At 74.3% G+C, this 23,926-nt stretch carries 17 protein-coding genes and 1 pseudogene; 12 read left to right on the top strand and 6 right to left on the bottom strand.

All coding sequences use genetic code 11. From position 1 onward, the window contains the following. Window position 1 precedes the first annotated feature (1 nt). Complete coding sequence (locus tag ACIPLC_RS16205; RefSeq protein ID WP_400473614.1) at window positions 2-1,714, top strand: glycoside hydrolase family 36 protein; 1,713 nt, start codon at window positions 2-4, stop codon at window positions 1,712-1,714. A 45-nt stretch (window positions 1,715-1,759) separates the two neighbouring features. Next, window positions 1,760-2,905, top strand: coding sequence for a LacI family DNA-binding transcriptional regulator (locus tag ACIPLC_RS16200; RefSeq protein ID WP_400473613.1), 1,146 nt, complete (start codon window positions 1,760-1,762; stop codon window positions 2,903-2,905). 24 nt (window positions 2,906-2,929) lie between these two features. Here the strand turns inward: ACIPLC_RS16200 and ACIPLC_RS16195 are convergent, their stop codons facing one another. After that, on the bottom strand, window positions 2,930-3,751 hold the full coding sequence (locus ACIPLC_RS16195; RefSeq protein WP_400473612.1) for a DeoR/GlpR family DNA-binding transcription regulator: 822 nt from the start codon (window positions 3,749-3,751) through the stop codon (window positions 2,930-2,932). 176 nt (window positions 3,752-3,927) lie between these two features. On the opposite strand from ACIPLC_RS16195, the gene galT reads away from it, so the two are divergent. Both galT and galK read left to right on the top strand, forming a co-directional pair. Continuing rightward, entirely contained in the window at window positions 3,928-5,028 is a 1,101-nt protein-coding gene (gene galT, locus ACIPLC_RS16190) for a galactose-1-phosphate uridylyltransferase (protein WP_400473611.1), read from the top strand. Further along, the gene (gene galK, locus ACIPLC_RS16185; protein WP_400473610.1) at window positions 5,025-6,191 is read left to right on the top strand and encodes a galactokinase; all 1,167 of its coding nucleotides are present in this window, start codon (window positions 5,025-5,027) and stop codon (window positions 6,189-6,191) included. The genes galT and galK overlap by 4 nt, the downstream gene beginning before the upstream one ends. Before the next feature lie 81 nt (window positions 6,192-6,272). Here galK and ACIPLC_RS16180 read toward each other — a convergent pair whose 3' ends face one another. Next, a complete protein-coding gene (locus ACIPLC_RS16180; RefSeq protein ID WP_400473609.1) occupies window positions 6,273-6,935 on the bottom strand; it encodes an NADPH-dependent F420 reductase in 663 nt (220 codons plus the stop codon). 150 nt (window positions 6,936-7,085) lie between these two features. Between ACIPLC_RS16180 and ACIPLC_RS16175 the strand changes: the two genes are divergently transcribed. From ACIPLC_RS16175 to ACIPLC_RS16155, 5 genes are all read left to right on the top strand, one after another. Beyond that, window positions 7,086-7,871, top strand: coding sequence for an SDR family NAD(P)-dependent oxidoreductase (locus ACIPLC_RS16175; protein WP_400473608.1), 786 nt, complete (start codon window positions 7,086-7,088; stop codon window positions 7,869-7,871). Between the two features lie 89 nt (window positions 7,872-7,960). After that, window positions 7,961-8,800, top strand: coding sequence for a helix-turn-helix domain-containing protein (locus tag ACIPLC_RS16170; RefSeq protein WP_400473607.1), 840 nt, complete (start codon window positions 7,961-7,963; stop codon window positions 8,798-8,800). Between the two features lie 58 nt (window positions 8,801-8,858). Next, the gene (locus tag ACIPLC_RS16165) at window positions 8,859-10,160 is read left to right on the top strand and encodes a cytochrome P450 (protein ID WP_400473606.1); all 1,302 of its coding nucleotides are present in this window, start codon (window positions 8,859-8,861) and stop codon (window positions 10,158-10,160) included. Between the two features lie 176 nt (window positions 10,161-10,336). Then, entirely contained in the window at window positions 10,337-11,188 is an 852-nt protein-coding gene (locus tag ACIPLC_RS16160) for a hypothetical protein (protein WP_400473605.1), read from the top strand. A 23-nt stretch (window positions 11,189-11,211) separates the two neighbouring features. Continuing rightward, window positions 11,212-15,504 (top strand): caspase family protein, encoded by a 4,293-nt coding sequence (locus ACIPLC_RS16155; RefSeq protein WP_400473604.1) that lies wholly within the window; start codon window positions 11,212-11,214, stop codon window positions 15,502-15,504. Here the strand turns inward: ACIPLC_RS16155 and ACIPLC_RS16150 are convergent. After that, window positions 15,467-15,880: a Fur family transcriptional regulator gene (locus tag ACIPLC_RS16150; protein WP_400473603.1), complete on the bottom strand. Its 414-nt coding sequence runs from the start codon at window positions 15,878-15,880 to the stop codon at window positions 15,467-15,469. The two genes, ACIPLC_RS16155 and ACIPLC_RS16150, sit on opposite strands and share 38 nt — an antisense overlap. A gap of 200 nt (window positions 15,881-16,080) precedes the next feature. Between ACIPLC_RS16150 and katG the strand changes: the two genes are divergently transcribed. Together katG and ACIPLC_RS16140 are read left to right on the top strand one after the other, a co-directional pair. After that, window positions 16,081-18,315 (top strand): catalase/peroxidase HPI, encoded by a 2,235-nt coding sequence (gene katG, locus ACIPLC_RS16145; RefSeq protein WP_400473602.1) that lies wholly within the window; start codon window positions 16,081-16,083, stop codon window positions 18,313-18,315. Window positions 18,316-18,436: 121 nt separating this feature from the next. After that, complete coding sequence (locus ACIPLC_RS16140; RefSeq protein ID WP_400473601.1) at window positions 18,437-18,667, top strand: hypothetical protein; 231 nt, start codon at window positions 18,437-18,439, stop codon at window positions 18,665-18,667. Window positions 18,668-18,810: 143 nt separating this feature from the next. On the opposite strand, the pseudogene ACIPLC_RS16135 reads toward ACIPLC_RS16140, so the two are convergent. Together ACIPLC_RS16135 and ACIPLC_RS16130 are read right to left on the bottom strand one after the other, a co-directional pair. After that, window positions 18,811-19,032, bottom strand: a pseudogene (locus tag ACIPLC_RS16135) (response regulator transcription factor); the annotation flags it as partial. 651 nt (window positions 19,033-19,683) lie between these two features. Beyond that, window positions 19,684-20,223, bottom strand: coding sequence for a hypothetical protein (locus ACIPLC_RS16130; protein WP_400473600.1), 540 nt, complete (start codon window positions 20,221-20,223; stop codon window positions 19,684-19,686). 554 nt (window positions 20,224-20,777) lie between these two features. Here ACIPLC_RS16130 and ACIPLC_RS16125 point away from each other — a divergent pair. After that, entirely contained in the window at window positions 20,778-22,802 is a 2,025-nt protein-coding gene (locus ACIPLC_RS16125) for an ATP-binding cassette domain-containing protein (protein WP_400473599.1), read from the top strand. Between the two features lie 112 nt (window positions 22,803-22,914). Here the strand turns inward: ACIPLC_RS16125 and ACIPLC_RS16120 are convergent, their stop codons facing one another. Next, window positions 22,915-23,919 carry a JmjC domain-containing protein gene (locus tag ACIPLC_RS16120; RefSeq protein ID WP_400473598.1) on the bottom strand — a complete coding sequence of 335 codons (1,005 nt, stop codon included), beginning with the start codon at window positions 23,917-23,919 and terminating at the stop codon, window positions 22,915-22,917. Between the last annotated feature and the right edge of the window lie 7 nt (window positions 23,920-23,926).

Below are 23,926 nucleotides of genomic sequence, written 5' to 3'. Positions count from 1 at the left end.
CATGACCGAGATCTGGGAACCGCACGCCCCCGCCGTCGCCGGCGGCCTGCGTTCGCTCTACGCCGAGGGCCTGGACCTGCGGGTCAGCGGGAACGCGAGCGCCCGCGGGGTGGGCGAGGGGATCGTCGAGGTGACCGCCGAAGGGACGGGCGACGTCCGGATCGAGTGGCGGGTGCCGTGCGTGGACGCCACCGCGTTCTGGACGCCCGAGCCGCGCGGCACCGGCTGGCTGCCCGCCGCGTGGAGCGCCCCGCGCCGCACCGGCCTGGCCAACGGCGCCCCGATCGCCGCCCTGATCGGCACCGGCGACATCGCCATCTGCGCCTTCGCGGCCGAGCGCGCCGACGTCCTGGCCGGCGCCGGAGTGCTGGAGGAGACCGGGGAGTTCCGGTTCTGGGCGCAGGCCGCCGGCCGGCTGACCGTCCGCATCGACACCTCCCGCCGGCACTTCGCCCGCTGCCTGGCCGGCCTCGCCGCCTGGTGGTGGACCGACCGCGAGGCCGACATCCCCGAGGCCGCGCGCCGCCCCGCGTACTCCACCTGGTACTCGATGCACCAGGACGTCACGCCCAAGGGCGTCGAGACCCAGGCCGCGCTCGGCAAGGAGCTCGGCATGGACGTCATCATCGTCGACGACGGCTGGATGACCGCCGACCGCACCCGCGGCTACGCGCACTGCGGGGACTGGGAGCCGGTCTCGCTGCCGGACACCGCCGCCCACGTCCAGCGCGTCCACGACCTCGGCGTGCAGTACCTGCTCTGGTACGCGCTGCCGTTCATCGGCAAGGACAGCGCAGCCTTCGAGGCGATCGGCCGCTACGCGCTCGTCGACGCCGCCCACATGGGCGCGGTCGTCGCCGACCCGCGCTACCCCGAGGTCCGCGAGTTCCTGACCGGCCGGCTCGCCCGCGCCGTCGAGGAGTGGGGCATGGACGGGCTGAAGGTCGACTTCGTCGACTGGTTCGCCTGCGCCGACGCGCCGGAGACCGGGCCCGAGGCCGACTGCGCCACCGTGGACGAGGGCGTCGAGCGGCTGCTCGGCGCGATCCGCCGCCGGATCACCGCGGTCAAGCCGGACGCGATGATCGAGCACCGCCAGCCGTACGTCAGCCCCGGCCTGTGGCCGTACGTCACCATGGTCCGCGCCACCGACTGCCCGCTCAGCCCGCAGGAGAACCGGCAGCGCACCATCGACGTCCGGCTCGCCGCCGGGCCCGTCCCGGTCCACGCCGACATGCTGATGTGGCACCCGGCCGAGCCGCCGGAGCAGATCGCCTGCCACCTGATCAACGTGCTGTTCTCGGTGCCGCAGGTCTCCGTCGACCTCACCGCGCAGAGCCCCGCCCAGCGCGAGGCGATCGCCTTCTGGCTCGGCGTCTTCCGCGAGCACGTCGCCACCCTGCAACTCGGCGAGCTGCGCCCGGTCCGGCCGGACCTCGGCTACCCGATGGTCACCGCCGTCGGCGGCGGCACCGTCGCGGTGGCCCGCTACGCCGCGCTGCCGGTGGACGTCTCCGGCGAGCACTGGCGCACCCTGCTGGTCGCCAACGCCGACGCCGACCCGGACGTCCGGCTCACCGGCGGCGGCGGGACGGCCGAGGCCACCGTGCAGGACGCCCGGGGGCGTATCGTCCGGCAGGGCGAGGTCGAGCTCGACCGGGCGGGCGGCATCCCCGTGCCGCGCGGCGGGCTGCTGACCTTGCGCCGTCCGTAGAACCGAGTAGCCGTCAGACCCGAGCGACCGTCCTGGAGCCGTCCGATGCCCAAGGGAACACCCCGACCGCGCCGCGGCGCCACCACCATCGAAGAGGTGGCCCGCGCGGCCGGGGTCTCCCGGCAGACCGTCTCCAACGCGCTCAACGCCCCGCAGCGGGTCCGCCCGGACACGCTGGCCCGGGTCACCGCGGCGATCCGCGAACTCGGTTACCAGCCCGACCAGTCGGCGCGCTCGCTGCGCAGCGGCGCCCGGCGCACCATCGGCTACCTCGCCCCGGTGGACGACCCCTTCGACCCCAACCCGCTGATGTCCGGCTTCCTGGAGGCGCTGGTCGACGCGGCCGGGGCGCAGGGGCAGCGGGTGCTGCTGTTCCGTCCGGGGCACGGCGGGGCCGAGGGCGGGGCTCAGGGTGCGGTCGGGGTCGGGGGCGGGGCTCAGGGCGCAGCTGATCCGCTGGCGGCCATCGACGAACTGGTGGCGGCCCGTCAGGTCGACGGGCTGGTGCTGGCGGACGTGCTGGGCGACGATCCCCGGATCGGGCACGTCGCCCGGGCCGGCCTCCCCTTCGTCACCTTCGGACGGACCGGCCCGGGGCAGCCCCAGCACTGGGTGGACATCGACAACGACGCGGCGATGGCCGTGGTGGTGCGGCACCTGGCGGCGCTCGGCCACCGCCGGATCGGGTACGTCGGCCGCGCCGAGGACCTGCCGTGGATGGCCGCCCGGCGGGCGGGCTTCCTCGCCGAGGCGGCCCGGCTGGGCCTGTCCGCGGTGACGGCGGCGCGGCCGGACGTCGCGGCCGTGCGGGAGCTGCTGCGCGGGCCCGAGCGGCCGACCGCGTTCGCGACGGGCAGCGACCTGCTGGCGCTGGACGTCTACGAGGCGGTACGGGCGGAGGGGCTGACGGTCGGTTCGGCGGGGATGGTCGGGCCAGCGGGGGTGGTCGGTTCGGCCGGGGTGGTCGGGTCGGCGGGGACGGTCGGTCCGGCCGGGGTGGCGGTCACCGGCTTCCACGACACGCCGCTCTGCCGCCACCTGCACCCGGCGCTGACCTCGGTGCGGCTCCCGCTGCGGGCGATCGCCGCCGCGCTGGTGGAGCGGCTGCTCGGCCAGGTGCGCGGGGAGGCGCCGCCGGCGAGCGGGCTGGAGCTGGCCGCCGAGTTGGTGGTGCGGGACAGCTCGGGGTGAGCCGGTCGTCCGCGTCGGGGCCGGCTACCGCCGCTCCGGCTCCCCGGTCGGCGCGACGATCAGCTCGCCCACCAACTGGGCGGCCACCGCCCGGTGTTCGGCCGCCAGCGCGTCGTCGGTGACCAGCACGTCCAACTGCTCCAGCGTGGCGAAGGAGGCCAGGCCGACCGCGTTCCACTTGGTGTGGTCGGCGACCACGACCACCCGGCGGGCGGACTGCAGGAAGGTCCGGTTGGTCTCCGCCTCGGCCAGGTTCGGGGTGGTCAGCCCGGTCTCGGCCGAGAGGCCGTGGCAGCCCATGACCAGCACGTTGACGTGCAGCGAGCGGATCGCCTGGTCGGCCACCGGCCCGACCAGCGCGTCCGAGGGCGTGCGGACGCCGCCGGTGCGGATCACCGTCGCGGTGGCGGGGGTGCCGTCCTCGTCGGGTTCCTCCAGCAGTTCTGCGATCCGCAGCGAGTTGGTGACGACGGTGAGGCCCTCGACGGTGCGCAGGTGCCGGGCGACCGCGAAGGTGGTCGTCCCGGCGGCCAGCCCGACCGCCGAGCCGGGCGGCACCAGGGCGGCGGCCGCCCGGGCGATGGCCTCCTTGGCGGGCAGCTGCCAGTTGGCCTTGGTCTCGAACCCGGGCTCGCCGCTGGCCGCCGCCTCGATCCGCACCGCCCCGCCGTGCACCTTGTGCACCAGCCCGCGGCGGGCCAGCGCGTCCAGGTCGCGGCGGATGGTCATGTCGGACACCCCGAGGTCCCGGACCAGCTCGGTCACCCGGACACCGCCGCGCGCGCGGACCTGCTCCAGGATCAGCACGCGGCGCTGTCCGGCGAGCGGTTGGGCGCTGTCAGCCATCGGGGGGCCTCCTCGGGTCGGTGTGGTCCGACCGCCCGTCCGACCGCCCGTCCGGCGGGCCGTACGAGCGACCACGGTCACCGCCATCATGGCAGGCGCGGACCCCTTCCGGACAGCCAGGTCTGATGGATAATGTTGGATATTGTTGTTTCATGTCGGATAGAGGGAAGAAGGCCATGGCCGGGACCCTGACCCAGCCCACCGCCAAAACCGTGACCACACTCGCGGACGGGCGGCAGCTGATCTACTACGACAGCGGCGAGGCCGTCCCCCGGGACGCCGTCGACCGGCGCCCGCTCGACCCGCCGGCCCACGGCTCCGAGGTCCGGCTCGACCCGGCCACCGGAGCCTGGGTCACCGTCGCCGCGCACCGCCAGGCCCGCACCTACCAGCCGCCCGCCGAGGAGTGCCCGCTGTGCCCCTCCCGGGGCGGCCGGCACAGCGAGATCCCCGCCGACGACTACCAGGTCGCCGTCTTCGAGAACCGCTTCCCCTCGCTGGCCGGCCCGTCGGCGGCGCTGGAGGGCACCGGCGGACTGTGGACCAGCGGCCCCGGCGCCGGGCGCTGCGAGGTGGTCTGCTTCACCGCCGACCACGACGCCTCCTTCGCCGACCTCGACGAACGGCGGGCCCGCCTCGTCCTCGACGCCTGGACCGACCGCACCGCCGAACTCGCCGCCCTCCCCGGCGTCCGGCAGGTCTACTGCTTCGAGAACCGCGGCGCCGAGATCGGCGTCACCCTCGCCCACCCGCACGGCCAGATCTACGCCTTCCCCTTCACCACCCCGCGCACCGCCCGGATGGCCGCGCGTGCGGCCGACCACCGTGCCGCCACCGGCCGCAGCCTCTTCGACGACCTGCTCGCCGCCGAACGCGCCGACGGCGCCCGGGTGGTGCTGGCCGGCGAACACTGGACGGCCTTCGTCCCCTTCGCCGCCCGCTGGCCGTACGAGGTGCACCTCTACCCGCACCGCCGGGTCTCCGACCTGACCGGCCTAGACGAGCCGCAGCGCGCCGAATTCCCCGGCCTCTACCTGGAGTTGCTGCGCCGATTCGACCGCATCTTCGGCACCGGCCGCACCCCGTACATCTCCGCCTGGCACCAGGCGCCTGCCGGTCAGGAGGACGAACTCGCCCTCCACCTGGAGCTGTTCACCATCCGGCGCGCCGCCGACAAGCTCAAGTTCCTGGCCGGGGTGGAATCCGGCATGGACGCCTTCGTCAACGACATCACCCCCGAGGACGCGGCCCGGCGGCTGCGGGAGGTAGCTCTGTGAACACCCGCGTGAACACCCCCGCGAACGCCCCCGTGAACACCTTCGAAGAGCTCCACGGCCACGCCCCCGAGGGGGAGTGGGCCGCCCCCGGCCGGGTGAACCTGATCGGCGAACACACCGACTACAACCTCGGGTTCGTGCTGCCGATCGCCCTCCCGCAGGCCGTCCGCGCCCAGGCCCGGCGCCGCGACGACGGCCGGCTGCGGCTCTGGTCCGCCCAGGGTGACGGGGTGGTCGCCGAGCTGGCCGTCGCGGAGCTGGCCCCGGGTTCGGTGCCCGGCTGGGCGGCCTTCCCGGCCGCCGTGGTGTGGGCGCTGCGCGAGGCCGGGCACCCCGTCGGCGGCGCCGAGTTCCGACTGGAGAGCGACGTACCCGGCGGCGCCGGGCTGTCCTCCTCGGCCGCCCTGGAGTGCGCCGTCGCGACCGCCTACAACGACCTGTACGGGCTGGGGCTGTCCGCGCCCGAACTGGCCCTGATCGCACAGCGGGCCGAGAACGACTTCGTCGGCGTCCCCTGCGGGATCATGGACCAGATGGCCTCGATGTGCTGCCGCCCGGGCGCCGCCCTGCACCTGGACAGCCGGGACCTGACGATGCGGCAGGTGCCGCTGGACCTGGCCGGCGCCGGCCTCGCCCTGCTGGTCCTCGACACCCGGGTCAAGCACGACCTCGGCGACGGTGCCTACGCCGCCCTGCGGGCCGGCTGCGAACGGGCCGCCGCGCTGCTCGGACTGCCCGCACTGCGCGAACTGACGCCCGCCGACCTGCCGGCCGCTCTGCCCCGACTTCCCGAGGAACTACGGCCGTTGGTGCGCCACGTGGTCACCGAGAACGAGCGCGTCGCGGCGGCCGTCGCCCACCTGGACGCCGGCCGCCCCGCCGCGCTCGGCCCGATCCTCACCGCCGGCCACGCCTCGCTGCGCGACGACTACCGGGTCTCCTGCCCCGAGACCGACCTCGCCGTCGAGGCCGCCCTCGCCGCCGGCGCCCACGGCGCGCGGATGACCGGCGGCGGCTTCGGCGGCTCGGTCATCGCCCTCGTCGACGCACCGGCCGCCGACACCGTCGCCGCCGCCGTCACCGCCGCCTTCCGCGCGGCCGGCTACGCCGCCCCGCGCACCCTCACCGCCGTCCCGGCCGAGGGGGCCCGCCGGACGGCCTGACCGGCGGGGCGCCGCCGCCCCCTGGTGTCGTCACGCGGCGCTATCCCCCGTGTCGTCACGCGGCGCCGACACCCCGTGTCGTCACGCCTTGTGGTCCGCCGGGCGCTCCGGAGACGCCTCCGCGAGCGCCCGGGTGACCGCCTCCACCCCGGCGCGCAGCCCGTACACCGGCGTGCCCGGCTGCTGCCGCCAGGACTCGTCGATCCCGCCCGCGTCCACCGTGTCGAAACCCAACTCGTCGATCAGCGCCCGCACCACGCGCTTGGCCGACTCGTCGTCCGCCGCCACGGGCACGGCGATCCGCTCCGGATCGCCCTCCGGCCGCGGCCGCTCCAGCAGGTCCTGCGCGTAGGTGCCGTTGAACGCCTTCACCACCGGGTGGCCGAGGTGTCGCTCCGTCCACCGGCTCTCGGTCAGCCCGTCGTCCTCGATCGCGTCGATCCGCCCGTCGCGCTGCTGCGGGTAGTAGTTGCCGGTGTCGATCACCGCCGCGCCCTCGGCCGCGCCGTCCAGCAGCCCGGCCGGCAGGTCCGGCACGCTCTTCAGCGGCACCGTCACCACCACGACCTGCGCCCCGCGCGCCGCCTCGGCGGCCGGCACGGCCGTCGCGCCCGTCTCCTCGACCAGGGCGGCCAGCGACTGCGGACCGCGCGAATTGGCCACCGAGACGTCGTGCCCGAGCGCGGTCAGCCGCCGGGTCAGGTTGCCGCCGATGTTGCCCGCGCCGATAATGCCGATCTTCATCTCAGACCCCTGTTCGCGAGTGTCGCACCCTTGTCGTCCTGCCCCAACCACCCGGTGGCGCCGTCGATTCCCGGCGCAGGGTGGTTCTTCCGGACCCAGGGTCGAACCGGGCCTGGCACCGGCTCCGCGACCGTCGGGAGAGTGGGGCCCATGACCGACAACGACATTTCCCGGGAATTCGCCGACCGCACCGTCCTGATCACCGGCGGCACCAGCGGCATGGGCTTCGCCACCGCCCGCCTCCTCCTCGCCGCCGGCGCCCAGGTGGTCATCACCGGCCGTGACGACGCCCGGCTCGCCCGTGCCGCCGACCGGCTCGACGGCGGCGACCGGCTGCTCACCGTCCGCGCCGACGTCGCCGCCCCGGCCGACCTCGCCCGGCTCGCCGACACCGTCCGGGAGCGCCACGGCAAGCTCGACGGCGTCTTCGCCAACGCGGGCGTCGCCGTCTTCCAGCCCGTCGCCGACGCCACCGAGAGCGACTTCGACCACTCCGTGGACGTCAACTTCAAGGGGGTGTTCTTCACCGTCCAGCACACCCTGCCCCTGCTGGAGGCGGCCGGCGGCGGCTCCGTCGTCCTCAACGCCTCCTGGACCCCGCACCGGGGCCTGCCCGACGCCCCGGTCTACGCCGCGACCAAGGCGGCCGTGCTCAGCCTCGCCCGCACCCTCGGCAGCGGCCTCGCCGCGCGCGGCATCCGGGTCAACTCCGTCAGCCCCGGGTTCATCGCCACCGAGATGTTCCACGCGGTCATCCCCGACCCGGCCGCGCACGAGCCGATCCGTGGCCTCGTCCCGCTCGGCCGCCTCGGTCAGGCCGAGGACGTCGCCGAGACCGTCGCCTTCCTGCTCTCCGACCGTTCCTCCTACATCACCGCGCAGGACATCGTCATCGACGGCGGCCTCGTCCCCGCCGTCCAGGCCGTCGCCGGCTGACGTCCGGCCGAGGTGGTGCCCGGCTCCGGCCGTGCCTGGTCCTGACAGGGCCAGGCACGGCCGCCCGCCCCCGGGTGAGAATCATCCCCATGAACCCGACCAGCGCCCTGAGCGAGTTCCTCCGCACCCGCCGCGCCCAGCTGCGGCCCGAGGACGTCGACCTGCCCGACTACGGCGGCCGCCGCCGGGTCGCCGGGCTCCGCCGCGAGGAACTCGCCCACCTCGCCGGGGTCAGCGTCGACTACTACACCCGCCTCGAACAGGGCCGCGTCGGCAACCCCTCCGAAGCCGTCCTCGACGCCGTCGCCCGCGCCCTCCAACTCGCCCCCGACGAGTCCGGCCACCTCCACCGCCTCGCCCGCCCCACCCACCGCGCGCCCCGCCGTCGCACCGCACCTCAGCAGCCCCGCCCCTCCCTGCTGCGCCTGCTCGACCAACTCGACCACACCCCGGCCCTGGTGATGGGCCACCGGATGGACGTCCTGGCCTGGAACCGCGCGGCCGTCGCGTTGTTCGGCGACTACGGCGCCCTGCCGGTCGAGGACCGCAACATCGCCCGCGGCACCTTCCTGGACCCCGCCTCGCGCGAACTCTACGGTGACTGGACGGCCTGCGCCCGGGAGAACGTCGCCTTCCTCCACCTGGAGGCGGGCCGCCGCCCGCACGACCCCCTCCTCGCCGAACTCGTCGGCCAACTCTGCGTCCACAGCGAGGAGTTCCGCCACCTCTGGGCCGAACACCCGGTCGCCGACAAGACCTCCGGCCGTAAACTCTTCCACCACCCCATCGCCGGCCCTCTCGACCTCGCCTACGACACCCTCCGCCCCGCCGACGACCCCGACCAGGCCCTCGTCACCTACACCGCCGACCCGCACACCCCGTCGGGCGACGCCCTCCGCCTCCTGCTCTGCTGGTCCGCGACACCCTGACGGCACACCGGGGCCGGTGACCCTGGCGTGCCGCCCGGCGCTCCCGTACCGTCCCCACGTGAGCCTCGACCAGGAGCAGGTGAACCGGATCTTCCGCCCCGCCACCTACGCGGACGGCGTCCCGTACGACCTCTTCCGTGAGCTGCGCGCGAGTGCGCCGGTGTGCTGGGTGGAGGAGCCGCCGGTGGGGGACTGGCCGGGCGGGCCCGGCTACTGGGCGGTGCTGCGGCATGCGGACGTGAAGCAGGTGCTGCGCGGTCCGCAGGTGTTCTCGTCCCACCTGGGCGCCACCCAGATCCGGGACCCGGACACCCCGGCCGACCTGGAGTTCGTCCGGGCGATGATGCTCAACCAGGATCCGCCGGACCACTCCCGGCTGCGCCGGATCGTCGCTGCCGCTTTCACCCCCCGGGTGCTGCACGAGCTGGCCGGTGCCATCGAGGAACGAGCAGCCGAACTCGTCGCCGCGATCGGCCTGTTGGGTGAGGTCGACTTCGTCCCGATCGCCGCGGATCTGCCGGTGTGGACGCTGGCGCGAATCCTGGGTGTGCCGGAGCAGGACCGACAGCTGCTGGTCGACTGGTCGAACCGCGTGATCGGATACCAGGATCCCGACTACGCCCGGTCCAGTACGGCCGACCCGTCTCGGCTCACCGACCTGGGACGGGCCGCGCTCGCCCTTCGCCCCGCGGCCCTCACCACCGCCGAGGGCCGCCCGCTCAATCCGCGCTCCCGTGCGGCCCTCGCCGACATGTTCGGGTACGCTCACGCGCTCGCCGAGCAGCCACCGGCGGGCAGCATCGTCGCTCGCCTGCGGGAAGCCGGGCTGAGCGCCACCGAGTTCGAGACGATGTTCTTCCTGTTCGCAGTCGCTGGAAACGAGACCCTGCGCAACGGCCTGCCCGGCGGGCTGTATTCCCTGCTCACCCACGCCGACCAGTACGACGAGTTGTCCCGGCAGCCTGACCTGACCGACTCGGCGACGGAGGAGATGCTCCGGTTCTGGCCGCCGGTGCTGCAGATCCGGCGCACCGCCACGCGGGACGTGACGCTGTCGGGGAAGCCGATCCGCGCTGGAGACAAGGTGGTCCTCTACCACGCCTCCGCCAACCGCGATGAATCGGTCTTCCCTGACCCGGACCGCTTCGAGATCACCCGCACGCCGAACGACCACGTCAGCTTCGGGTTCGGCCCGCACTTCTGCGTCGGAGCGCGACTCGCCCGGATCCAGATGTCGGCCCTGATCCGGCGGATCGTCACCGGGCTGCCCGGTCTCGAACTTGCTCCGGGCGCGCCGCCGAAGCGGCTGGTCTCCAACTTCCAGAACGGCTTGAAGGACCTGCGCATCCGTTGGCGGTGACCGAGCCCTTCCGGCGCCCCCGCCGCCCCGGAGGGGCCCTCGTGCCCAGCCCGCGCCCTCGGACGCCGCCCAGGGGCAACGGGCTCGCCACGATGCCCCGGCCCTGGCCGCTGACGTAGCTGAGCGGTCTATACGCTTGTCCCTCCGTGGTTCTGGGGAGGGGCGTCGTGGCTCGGGTGGTCTGTGTGCATGGGGTCGGCAAGCAGCAACTCGGGGAGGAGCAGTTGCTGCGGGACTGGCTGCCCGCCCTGCGCGACGGCCTCACCCGCGCCGGTGCGCCGGGCCTGTTGGGCGTGGACGACGTGGCCATGGCCTATTACGGTGACCTGTTCCTGCCGCCGGGTCGCGTGCTCTCCGGCGGAGACCCGTACCTCACCGCCTCGGACGTCGAACCCGCTTGGGAGACCGAGGCGCTGATGTCCTGGTGGGCCGCGGCCGCCGCCGCCGAACCGCAGGTCATCGGGCCCGGGGCGAGCGGCGTGCTGGGCGGGGTCGGCGAGCCCGTGCAGCGGGCGCTGCTCGCGCTCTCCCACTCGCGCTTCTTCGCCGGGGTGGCCGAGCGGGCCCTGATCCGCGACCTGAGGCAGGTGCGGCGGTACCTGGGGGAGCCCGCTGTGCGGGCCGCCGCGACGGAGCGTGTCCGTGCGGTGATCGGCCCGGACACGGAGTCCGTGGTGGCGCACTCGCTGGGGTCGGTCGTGGCCTACGAGGCGCTGTGCGCGCTGCCGGGCCACGGAGTGCGGTCCTTCGTCACCCTGGGCTCGCCCCTGGGGATCCCGAACCTCGTCTTCGACCGGCTGCTGCCGGAGCCGACGGCCGGCCGCGGCGCCTGGCCCGGTGGGAGGGGGCTGAGCTGGACGAACATCGCGGACGCCCGGGACGTCGTGGCGCTGGCCAAGGACCTGCGGCCGCGCTTCGGCGAGCGCGTGGCCTGCCACCTGGTACCCAACGGGTCGCACGCCCACGATGCCACCCACTACCTCGGCAAGGCGGAGACCGGTGCGGCGCTCGCCGCGGTCCTGTGGTGAGCGCCGCACCCGCGCCGGGAGCCGTGGAGCCCACCGGGGCCGTCGGCCGGGAACCCCGGCGCTTCCTCATCGCGACCGCGGTGGCGCACCACCGGCGTTCTCCCGGAGGTGACCGCCCCGGCCTCGTCCAGGCCCGTCAGAAGATCATCGACCTGTTCACCGGGCGGCTCGGCTACACGCATGTCAGCGACCTCGGACTCGATCCCGACCGCGACACGCTGCTGGAGCACCTCGACCGGTTCGCCACCGATCCGGACCGGCGCCCCGACGACATCGTCGCCGTCTACCTGGCCGGGCACGGCCAACTCCTCGGCTCCACCCCGCGCCGACACGTGTTCTTCCCCGCCGACGCCGACCTGGACAAGCCCAAACTGGCGCTGCCCACGGCCCAGATCGCGACGACGCTGACCGACGACACCAAGATCACCCAACTGCTGCTGATCCTCGACTCCTGCCACGCCGGCCAGGGCGCCGGGGACGCCGTCGGGGCCGCGTTGGAGAGCCTGCGGCGCGACATCGACGACGACCCCTCGGGCATCGCCGTGATCGCCTCCGCCCAACCGGCCCAGGAGGCGATCGAGGGCGCGTTCCCCGACCTGCTCGCCGCCGCCGTGGAGAGCCGGGCACTCGCGGGCAGTCGACCCCACACCCTCGACCTGGGCGCCCTGGTCGCGCACATGAACGCCGACCCGGCCAAGCCGCCCACCCAGCGCATCGAGTGGGACGCGGCGCGGCTCGGTGGTGTCGTCCCGGACTTCTTCCCCAATCCGCGGCACCGCACCGGGCCGCGCGATCTGGACCTCGCCATTCAGCACGCCGTCGAATGGGACGCGGAGGAGAAGCGCCGGGAGACCGAGTTCTCCCGACGGATGCTCGTCCGGGCGATGGCCTCGTACGGCGGCGAGACGCGGTGGTGGTTCGCCGGGCGCCGGCGTGCCGTCGCCGAGATCGCCCGCTGGCTGGCCAAGCCCGTCCCCGGGAGCCCCGCGCTGGTGGTGTCGGCGGGCCCCGGTTCCGGCAAGACCGCCGTGCTCGGGCTGACCGCCGCGCTGACCCACCCCGACCACCGCGCCACCGTGCCCCTGCACGCGCTCGGCCTCGCCGCGTCCGACGATGTGCCGGAGCCGGGGTCGGTGGACGTCACCCTCTACGCGCAGTCCCTCACCAACGAGGCGGTGCTGCGCGGGCTCGCCGCCGCGGCCCGGACGACGGCCCGAACGCCCGGGGACCTGGTGGACGCCCTGGGCGGACGGACGCGCCCGTTCACCGCGATCATCGACGCGCTGGACGAGGCGGTGACCCCCGACACCCTCCTCACCCAGCTCATCCGGCCGCTGCTGGAACACGGGCAGGGACGGCTGCGGCTGCTGCTGGGGACCAGGCCGCACCTGCTGCGTCACCTGCCGCCCGAGGTGCGCGTGATCGGCCTCGACGGCCCCGACCACCGGGACCCGGACGCGATGGCCGGCTACGTGCTGCGGGGCCTGCTGGAGTCCCACCCCGAGAGCCCCTACCGCTTCCTCGCGCCGAGGCGGACCGCCCGGGTGGCGGCGGTGGTCGCCGCAGCCGCCGATCCGTCGTTCCTGGTCGCCCGGATCGTGGCGGGCACGCTTGCCGCCGAGCCGGGCCCCGCGGATCCGGACGACCCCGTCTGGTGCGCGGCGCTGCCGCGCACCGCGGACGCCGCGATGGCCCAGGACCTCGACCGGCGGCTCGGGGCGGACGCGGCCCGCGCCCGTGATCTGCTGCGGCCGTTGGCGTACGCCGAAGGGCAGGGCCTGCCCTGGGAGGACGTGTGGGCGCCCCTCGCCTCCGGTGTCGCGGGCCGGCCGTTCACCAACGCGGACCTGTTCTGGCTCAAGCGCCACACCGGCTCGTACGTGGTGGAGGCGACCGAGGACGGCCGTTCCGCCTACCGGCTCTACCACATGGCGCTGGACGAGCACCTGCGTCGGGGCGTCGACGAACGGAGCGTGCAACACGCCTTCGTGGACGCGCTGTTGGGGACGGTCCCGCGTGCCATGACCGGTGAACGGGACTGGGCCCGGGCGCACCCGTACATCCTGCGACACCTGGCCACGCACGCGGCCCGCGCCGGGCGGATCGACGAACTCCTGGACGACCTCGGGTACGTGGCCGTGGCGGCCCCCGGCCCCCTGTCGCGGGCACTGGACGCGGTGACCACCGCGTGGGGTCGGCGCATCGCGTCGGTGTACCGGATCTCGGTCGGCCGGCACGGCGCGCTGTCGGCGGCGGACCGGCGGTTGCTCCTCGCCCTGGACGCCCTGCGCAACCAGGACGCCGAACTGGCCGCGAAGTTGGCCGGGAACCACCCGTGGCGGCTGCGCTGGGCCACCGGATCACAGGTCAGTCCTGCGCTGCGGGCCACGCTCGGCGGCCACACGGGCTGGATCTTCGGCGTGGCGTGCACCGTGCTCGACGGCGTGCCCGTCGCGGTCACCGCCAGTGGCGACGCCACGCTGCGGGTCTGGGACTTGGTCGCCAACCGCGAGTTGCGCACGCTCCTGGGGCACCGGGGCGTCGTGGACGCGGTGGCGTGCGCGGTGGTGGACGGTCGGCCGCTGGCCGTGAGCGGGGCCCGGGACGGGACGGCCAGGGTCTGGGACCTGCGCACCGGCGAGCAACTGGCGGTGCTGCGCGGCCACGAGGTCGGCGCGGGGAGCCGGGACGCTTTGGTGATGGCCGTTGCCTTCGCCTCGGTCGACGGGGAGACGGTGGTGATCACCGGCGGCACCGATGGCACGGTCAGGTTGTGGGACTGGCCCGCTGCGACGACGCGGTGCGTGATCGCCGCACACGGAGGTTTCGTCCAGAGCCTCGCCTGCCACGTCGTGGACGGCGTGCCAGTGGTGGTGTCTGGCGGGCGGGACCCCCAGGTGCGGGTGTGGGACCTACGGTCCGGCAGCGAGCGGACGGCTTTCGACATCGGGCACCACTGGGTCGACGATCTGGTGTCCACCGTGGTGGACGGTGTGCCGATGGTCGTCGCGAGCGTCGGAAGGGTCCTGCGGATGTGGGACTTGACCGGTGGCGGACGCCACCGGGAAGTCGCGGTCGAGGATGAAACCGGTGGGACCACCGCTCTGGCGGTCACCGAGGTGGGCGGGTCCGTGGTCGCGGTCTGCGGTGAGAGCGGAGGGACGACGTCGCTCCGGAGCCTCACCGGCTCCGCCGAGCCCTGCAGGCTGACCGGACACACCAACATCCTCTACGCGGTCGCGTGTACCGAGATCGCCGGAGAGCCGGTCGCGGTCACGGGTGGGTACGACGGGGAAGTGAGGGTATGGGACCTGCCGCGAGCCGTGCCCCGCCGGGAACACACCGGTCACACCGGATCCGTCTTCTCGGTCGCGCTCGCGGTCCGGAACGGGCGCCAGTTGGTGGCGACGGGTGGTATGGACGGCAATGCGTGGGTTCGGGACCTGGCGACCGGCGAGGTCGTGGCCGTCCTCACGGCCAATAGGCCCAGGAGTGGCCTTGCGTACTGCCTGACGGTGGACGGCGAACTCCTGGTCTCGATCCCGGATCGCGTGCCGGCGGGCGCTCGGGTCGTCGACCCGTTCACCGGGGCGACGGTGGCCCAGGTGAAGACCGATGACCTCAACGCACGGGCGCTCGGAGGTCTGTCCCTGGACGGACGGTCGGCGCTGCTCGCCGAGGCCGACCGGACCTTGCGGGTGTACGACCTGGCCGCGGCGGTCGAGTTGGCGAGCTTTGACGGGCGTTCGGCCTTCCAGCGAAGCGCCTTCAGCACCCGGATCCGGGGTGGGCAGATCGTTGTGCTGGCCGGCGAGATCGACGTCGAGAAGGCGGTGGAAACGAACTACTGGGGGGAGCCCGCGTGCGGCCTGTTCGTCTGGCACCCGGCCACCGGGGCGGTGCGGCACTGCACCGGTGACGCCACGCGGTCTGTGACCGCGCTAGCCCTCGCCGAGTCGGCCGACGGGCCCTTCGCGGTCTACGGCACCTCGTCCGGGGAAGTCGGGGTGTGGGACCTCGTCGCGGACGAGGAGCGCGTGGTGTTCACCGCCCATGCGGACGAGGTGTCCGTGCTGGCCTGCCAGGTGGTCGATGGGGCCATGCGGGTGGCAACGGCCGCCCGGGACGGATTCGTCCGGCTCTGGGACGTGGCGAGCCGTGCGGAGCTCGGGCACTGGCCGTTGCCGTATCCGGTGCAGGAGCTGGCGATGGCGCGGGACGGCGCCATCGTCGTCGCGACCGGCCACGAGGTCATCGTGCTCGACCCGGCCCCCGGCCTCAGCCTGCGCAGGCCGGGCAGAGGCCGCGGTAGGTGACGGCGGCGTCGGTGACGGTGAAGCCGAAGCGCTGGTCGGCGGGGAGGGCGGCGAGGGGGTCGTCGGTGGGGTGGACGTCGCGGATGGTGCCGCAGTGGGTGCAGACGAGGTGCTGGTGCGGGTGGTGGGCGTTGGGGTCGTAGCGCTTGGCGCGGCCGTCGGTGGAGACCTCGGTGACCTCGCCGAGCGTGACCAGCTCGCCGAGGGTGTTGTAGACGGTGGCCCGGGAGATCTCGGGCAGGCGTTGGGCGGCTCGGGCGTGGACCTCGTCGGCGGTGAGGTGAACGTGCTCGCCGTCCAGGACCTCCGCCACGACACGCCGCTGCGAGGTGAGGCGCCAGCCGCGTCCGCGCAGTCGTTCCAGCAGGTCACTCATATCGGTTCACCTATTCAGGTCAATGGGACGACCGGATTTTACCAACGGATTTCGGCTTCTCTCCGGTTCCCGATCGGATATGGGTTTGGTGTCAATCTTGACGTGGATCGAGTCCATCGTAGGATCGGCTCCGGCGATAGCCTGGGTAGCAGGAAGTAGCAGTCAAGACACCGTGATCCGCCTTGTAGGGAAGGATTTCCATGTCTGAGAACCACGATCCCATCGTTACCGAACCCGAGCCGCAGGCGGAGAGCACGGGTGGCTGCCCGGTGGCCCACGGGCGCGCGCCGCACCCCACCCAGGGCGGCGGAAACCGCCAGTGGTGGCCGGAGCGGCTCAATCTGAAGATCCTCGCGAAGAATCCGGCCGTGGCGAACCCGCTCGGCGCGGACTTCGACTACGCCGCGGCGTTCGGCTCCCTCGACCTTCCGGCCGTGAAGCGGGACATCGAGACGGCCCTCACCACCTCGCACGAGTGGTGGCCGGCCGACTACGGGCACTACGGCCCCTTCATCATCCGGATGGCGTGGCACAGCGCGGGCACCTACCGGATCAGCGACGGCCGTGGCGGCGCCGGCGCCGGGCAGCAGCGCTTCGCCCCGCTGAACAGCTGGCCCGACAACGCCAGCCTGGACAAGGCCCGCCGCCTGCTGTGGCCGGTGAAGAAGAAGTACGGCCGCAACCTCTCCTGGGCCGACCTGATGATCCTCGCCGGGAACGTCGCCCTGGAGTCGATGGGCTTCGAGACCTTCGGCTTCGGCGGCGGCCGCGTGGACGAGTGGGAGCCGGACGAGGACGTCTACTGGGGCCCGGAGACCACCTGGCTCGGCGACGAGCGCTACACCGGCGACCGCCAGCTGGAGAGCCCGCTCGCCGCCGTCCAGATGGGCCTGATCTACGTCAACCCCGAGGGCCCCAACGGCACCCCGGACCCGCTCGCCGCCGCCCGCGACATCCGCGAGACCTTCTACCGGATGGCGATGAACGACGAGGAGACCGTCGCGCTGATCGCCGGCGGCCACACCTTCGGCAAGACCCACGGCGCGGGCCCCGCGGAGAACGTCGGCCCCGACCCCGAGGCCGCGCCGATGGAGCAGCAGGGCCTCGGCTGGAAGAGCACCTTCCGCACCGGCAAGGGCGGGGACGCGATCACCAGCGGCCTGGAGGGCGCCTGGACGGCCACCCCGGTGACCTGGGACAACAGCTTCTTCGAGACGCTGTTCGGCTACGAGTGGGAGCTGGCCAAGAGCCCGGCCGGCGCCTTCCAGTGGAAGCCGAAGGGCGGCGCCGGAGCGGGCACCGTCCCGGACGCCCACGACCCGTCGAAGCGGCACGCCCCGACGATGCTGACCACCGACCTGTCGCTGCGCCTGGACCCGGTCTACGAGCCGATCTCCCGGCGCTTCCTGGAGCACCCCGACCAGCTCGCGGACGCCTTCGCCCGCGCCTGGTACAAGCTGACCCACCGCGACATGGGCCCGGTCGCCCGCTACGTCGGCCCGGAGGTCCCGACCGAGCAACTGCTGTGGCAGGACCCGCTGCCCGCGGTCACGTACCAGCAGATCGACTCCGCGGACGTCGCCGCCCTCCGGGAGCGGATCGCCGCCTCCGGCCTGTCGGTGGCCGAGCTGGTGTCCACCGCGTGGGCGGCGGCCTCCTCGTTCCGCGGCAGCGACAAGCGCGGCGGCGCCAACGGTGGCCGGATCCGGCTCCAGCCGCAGATCGGCTGGGAGGTCAACGAGCCGGACCGGCTGGCCTCGGTGCTGCGCACCCTGGAGGGCGTGCAGCAGGAGTTCAACGCCCGGGCCGGCGGCAAGCAGGTCTCGCTGGCGGACCTGGTGGTGCTGGCCGGCGGCGTCGGCGTGGAGAAGGCGGCCAAGGCGGCCGGCCGCGACGTGGTGGTGCCGTTCACGCCGGGCCGGGTGGACACCACGCAGGAGCTCACCGACGTCGACTCCTTCGAGGCGATGGAGCCGGCCTCGGACGGCTTCCGCAACTACGTGGGCAAGGGCAGCCAGCTGGCTGCCGAGTACCTGCTGCTCGACAAGGCGAACCTGCTGACCCTGAGTGCGCCCGAGCTGACCGTCCTGGTCGGCGGCCTGCGCGTGCTGGGCGCCAACTACGAGCAGTCCCCGCACGGCGTCCTCACCGAGACCCCCGGGGCCCTGACGAACGACTTCTTCGTCAACCTGCTGGACCTGGGCACGGATTGGAAGGCCACCTCGGAGGACGGGCACACCTTCGAGGGCCGGGACGCGGCCACCGGCGCGCTCAAGTGGACCGGCACCCGGGCCGACCTGGTCTTCGGCTCCAACTCCGAACTGCGCGCCGTCGCCGAGGTCTACGCGAGCGACGACGCGAAGGAGAAGTTCGTGGCGGACTTCGTCGCGGCCTGGGTCAAGGTGATGAACCTGGACCGGTTCGACCTCGCCTGATCCCGCGATCCGGGGAGCCCGCCATTGGCCCGGAGGCGTACGCCCCCGGGCCAATGGCCTGCCCGGGGATCGCGCCGCCGGGCCGACGCGGCCGGAGTGCCTCCCGCGGGAGGGTGGCCTCATGACGCACACGACAAGGAAGTCGGGCTCCGCGCTGGCGGCGCTCTGCCTGGCCTCCGTCACCGCCACCCTGCTGCCCGGCCCGGCCGTGGCCGCGCCCGCCACCGGCCCGGCGGAGCAACTCGCCGGCGGGGACGGCTACTCGGCGCAGATCCGCCGTACCGAGTACGGCATCCCGCACATCCTCGCCCGCGACTTCCCCGGCCTCGGCTACGGCTACGCCTTCGCGTAGGACAACCTGTGTGAACTCGCCGACCAGGTCCTGACCTTGCGCGGCGAGCGCGCCCGTTAGGCCGAGAACGCGGTCGACCCGCAGCTGCGCGTCACCCGGCTGCGCGGCTGAGCCACTGACGGTGGAACCCCGGAGGCGCGCCGCTACCGGGGTTCCACCGCCGCCGTGCCGACGCTGACCAGCCCGGTCTCGTGGGCGGCGACCACCGCCTGGGCCCGGTCCCGCAGGTTCAGCTTGCCGAGGATCCGGGCCACGTGCGTCTTGACCGTCGCCTCGGAGAGGTGGAGCCGGGCGGCGAGTTCGGCGTTGCTGAGGCCGCGGGCGAGCAGCCCCATCACCTCCCGCTCGCGCACCAGCAGCGCGGCCGGCAGCACCGTCCACAGCACCGCCAGCGGGAAGCGGCGGCGCAGCGCCAGCGGCAGCGGCACGAGCGGGACCAGCGGCAACAGCGGCAACAGCCAGGACCAGGACGTCTCGTGCGGCCCGCCCGCGATCGAGGCGTAGCGGCCGCCGGTCAGGGCCAGGAAGAGGGCCAGGAACAGGGCCAGGGCCACGTCGAAGGCCTGGCCGCGCCGGGTCGGCCGGGGCGGGCGGGCGGTGCCCCGGGGGGCGGGCAGGCGGGCCGCCGCACGCAGCCGCCCCGCTGTCGGGAGGTTGATCACCGGGACATTGTGGCGCCCGCCCACCGCCCCGCACAGCCCCGCAGCCTGCGGGAGCCCGTACACCGGGTGACTACCTCGGAGGGATGACGCCGCGCCGGGTACCCCCGACGCGGTACCGAAGTCGCCGCGGGCGGCACCCGGCGGCGGCCCGCGCCGCCGCGCTGGCCGCCCGGCTGCCGCTGCCCCGGCCGCTGAGCCTCGGCCTCGCCCGGCCCTTCGCCCGCCGTCCGGGCGGCCCGGCCCTTCGCCCGCCCGGCCCGGGCCGCCGGGATGCCCGGGGCCCTGCCGCCCGCCGTCCGGGCGGCCCGGGCGCGGACCGTTCGAGGCGCTGCGGGCCGAGTAGCGCGGAGTGGTTCAGCCGTCCTCGTCCGTCTTGTGCTTGTCCCCCTTGCGCCCGTCCCCCTTGTCCTCGTCCGCCTTGTGCTCGGCGGCCCGGACCTGCTCGGTGAAGGTGTGCGCGTCGATCCGTTCGACCGTGGCCCCGTGCCGGAGGGCCAGGCCGTCGGCCCGGTCGGGGGAGGACTCCCGGAGCTCCAGGACGAGCATCGCGCCGCCGTCCGGGACGCGGGGCGAGAGCATGATCAGCCCGGCGCCGCCCTCCGTCGCCCGGCCCTCCTCGGCGGCGCTGCCGAGCGCCGCACCCGCCGCGAAGCCGAGCAGGACGCCGATCGGCCCGCCGACCAGCCCCACCAGGCCGCCGAGGACGCCGGAGCTCACGGTGGCCACGCCCGCGCCCCGGGTGAAGGTGTCCTGGACCTCCAGCAGGCCGTCGGCGCTGCGCTCCAGGGCGGCCAGCTGCCGCAGGCCCGGCAGGTGCTGCGCCTCGTCGAAGGCCGGCCGCCACGCGGTGGCGTCCGGGAAGGTCAGCAGGACGACGTTGTGCTGCTCGCTCATCGCGCTCCGATCGGGCCGGGGGCGGGGGTCGCCGGGTTCCATCGTGACCCTCGGTGCCCGGCCCGGCCACAGGAGCGACGGGTGGCGGACCTCCCGGTGCGCTGCCCACCCCTCCTCCGCCTCGCCCTCCACCCCCCACCTGCCGACCCCGCGCCCCGCCCCGCCCCGCCCCTCCCGTCCCTGCCCGCGCTCCCCGCGCCGGGTCGGTGTCGGGCGGCGCGGGCTTGGCCGGGATGGTCCTGTGATCGTCGGATTGCATGCCCGGAGTGCGCCGCAACCGGACCTCGAATCGAACATCGCGGACCCTCCCGGTGATCGACTGCCACCAACTCGCCGCCGCCGACACGGAATCGCCCGGATCGAGTGAGACCGGCCGGGACACGCCGGACGGCCCGGCGGACCGCTGCCAGGATCGGGGTCCGCACCGCAGCCAGCCCTTCGCAGAGTGCCCTCCGGCACCGCTGCCGACCCCACACGCCCACTCGGCGGTCAGGGCTGCCCGCGCGCGGATCCGCTGCGGCCACCGGCCGCCGTACGAGGGAACAGGGAGCACTGTGTCCGAACAGATCGTGAAACCCGAGAAGCCCCACACCCCGCCCGGCCAGGACCAGCACGACGAGGACCAGCCCGGCCAGGACCAGCACGACGAGGACCAGCCCGGCCAGGACCAGCACGACGAGGACCAGCCCGGCCAGGACCAGCACGACGAGGAACTGCGCCTGCGCTTCCCCGGCGACCACCGCGCCGAGGCCGGCGCGTCGATGTCGGCGAGCGCGATGCTGCGCCGCCTGCCGCACCTGGTGCGCCGAGCGCTGGCGCTGGCGTGGGCGGCGGACCGGACGTCCACCGTGCTGCTGCTGGCGTGCCAGGCGTTGGCGGGCGCGTTCGGGGCGTTGGCGCTGTACGCGACGACCGGCACCCTGGGCGCGCTGCTGGTGGCCGGCCCGGTGGGGGAGCACCTGCGGACCGCCGCGCCGTCGCTGGTCCTGCTGACCGTCGCGGCGGGGTTGCGTGCGGTGCTGGGGATCGCGGTGGTGGGGCTGTCCGGCCGGGTGTCGCCGCGGGTCACCCGGGAGGCGGAGCTGGCGCTGATCGCCGCCGGGTGTGCGGCCGAGCTGCGGGCGTATGACGAGCCCGCGTACAACGAGCAGTGGGAGGCGGCCGACCGGGGCGCCTCGACCACGCCGGACCTGCTCTCCAACGCCCAGGACGTGATCGCCTCGACGGTCTCGCTGGCGGCCGCGGCGGGTGTCCTGGCGACGCTCCACCCGTGGTTGGTGCCGCTGTTGCTGCTGGGTTCGGTGCCGACCGGGGTGGCGGCCGTCCGGACGGCCCGGATCCACTACCTGGCGGCGGTGGCGACCAACGAGGACCGTGGCGCGCTGCGCGTCTACCGCTGGTTCCTGATCGACAAGACCCGCGCGGACCAGGTCCGTTCGGACCAGGTCACGCCGTTCCTGATGGCGAAGTACCGCCGTGCCGAGGAGAAGATCGTCGAGGCGACGGACCGGGCGACCCGGGAGGCGGCGAAGGTCTCCCTGCTGGCCTCGCTGGGCACGGGGGCGGGCAGCGCGTTGGTCTGGGGGACGCTGCTGTACCTGGTGGCGAGCGGCCGGATCGACCTGGCGGCGGCGGGCACGGCGACGTTCGCGCTGCGGACGGCCTCGTCCGGGTTGCAGGGGCTGGTCGGCAACGGCGCCCGGCTGTACCGGATGGGCCTGTACCTGGACGACTACTTCACCTTCCTGGACGAGGCCGGCGGCCACCGGATCCGGCGCGGCGGGATCGTGCCGGGCGCGCCGCAGCTGGTGGAGGTCGCGGACCTCGGGCACGCCTATCCGGGCGAGCAGCAGGAGCCGGCGCTGTGCGGGGTCAGCATGACGCTGCGGGCCGGGGAGGTGGTGGCGGTGATCGGGCAGAACGGCAGCGGCAAGTCGACGCTGCTGAAGCTGCTGTCCGGCCTCTACCTGCCGCAGTCCGGCCGGATCTGCTGGGACGGCGTGCCGGTGGAGGAACTGGACGCGGACGGCATGTGGTCGCGGGTGGCCCGGGTGCCGCAGGAGTTCGCGCGCTGGCCGCTGGGGGCGGCCGAGAACGTCCACCTGGGGCACGTCACGGAGCAGGTGATGGCGGACGTGGAGCGGGCGGCCGCGCGGACGGGCTTCGACGAGATCGTGGCCCGGCTGCGGTCGGGCTGGCGCACGCTGCTGGCCCAGGGCTGGTGGGGCGGCGCCGAGTTGTCGGGCGGCGGCTGGCAGCGGGCGGCGGTGGCCCGGGCGCTGTACCGGACGGTGCGCAGCCCGGGCCTGCTGATCCTGGACGAGCCGACCTCGGACCTGGACCCGCGCGCCGAGCACCGCATCCTGCACGCCCTGCGCTCCCTCGCCCCGGGGCGGATCACCCTCCTCGTCACCCACAACATCGCCAACGCGGCGGTGGCGGACCGGGTGATCGTGATGGACCGGGGCCGGATCGTGCAGACCGGCACCTGGGCGGAGCTGGCGGCGCGCCCGGACGGGCTGTTCCGTGAGCTGCTGGATCTCCAGCGGGACCGGACGGTCCCGGCGCAACGGGTCTAGGGTCCCCGGCCGTCGAGGGGCGGTGCCGCCCGTCCTCCGTACCGTCGCCATCTCGGCGTGCGGAGGACGGGCGGCGGGCTCCCGCTCCGGCCGGGGACGCGGTGGCCGGGTGTCAGTGCGCGGTGCGTGCCGCGTCGCGCAGCCTGCGCCAGGTGCGGCTGACGGAGGCCAGCCCGGCCCGCCCGGCGCCGGTCCCGTCGGCCTCCCAGTTCCGGGCCGCCTCGGCGAACGTCCCCGCCGTCCCCACGCTCTGCGCCCGGGTCTGCGCGGCCCGTGCGGAGAGCCGCAGGTCCTCCGGTTCGATCGTGTCGAGCTTCGCCCGGACGTGGTCGAGCAGCGCGGAGCAGGCGTCGCCGATCGCGGCCTCGCCCAGTGGGCGCGCCGGGAGGTCCAGACCGTCCGTCAACCGTTGCTCCAGGGCGGTCCGCAGGTCCGGCACGGAGATGTCGCGAATCGTCAGCGACAGGTGGGCGGAGAGCCCGGCGGCGCCGACGGCGCGGTGCGCGAAGCCGCGTGGGACGTAGAGCACGCTGCCGGGTTCGAGGACGCTCTGCAGGAGCCGTGCGGAGTGCTCGTCGTCGGGGAGTTCTCCCGGCGACCAGTCCGCCACGGTCGGCGCGTCGTGGACGTACCAGGTCTTGCGTCCGGCCGCCTGGAGGACGAACACGTCGGCGTCGTCGCGGTGCACCGCGAGGCCCTGGCCGCCGGCGGGCGTGACGAAGAAGAACGCCTCCACGCGCCGGTCGAGGTCCGCGGACAGCCGCGCCACCAGCTCGCCGGTCGGGCGGTGCCACTGGTCGACGCAGCGCAGGAGCAGCGTCGCCCCGGCGCCCAGGAGCGCGAGGACCTTCGCGCGGTCGGCGAAGCCGTGGTACGTGGTGCCGTTGACCACGCGTGACGTGGTGTAGGCCTCGGGCGGGACGGTGACCTTGTTGGAGCGGACCATCTCCAGGTAGGGGCTGCGCAGCAGCCCTCCGTCGAAGGCGGCGTCCAACGCGTCGAGGTCGAACGGTGAGGCGAGCTTCTCCGGCGTGAAGACCGCGGGCATGCGCTGCCACTGGTGGCCGGCGAAGCTCCGGACGTCGCCGACCCAGTCGGCCAGCGTGGGAGATTCCATGGTGTTT

The sequence above is a fragment of the Kitasatospora sp. NPDC086801 genome (assembly GCF_044745805.1).
GTDB lineage: Bacteria > Actinomycetota > Actinomycetes > Streptomycetales > Streptomycetaceae > Kitasatospora.
The sequence above is the reverse complement of the archived record's forward strand: the minus strand, read 5'-3'. Positions and strand labels throughout refer to the sequence as shown.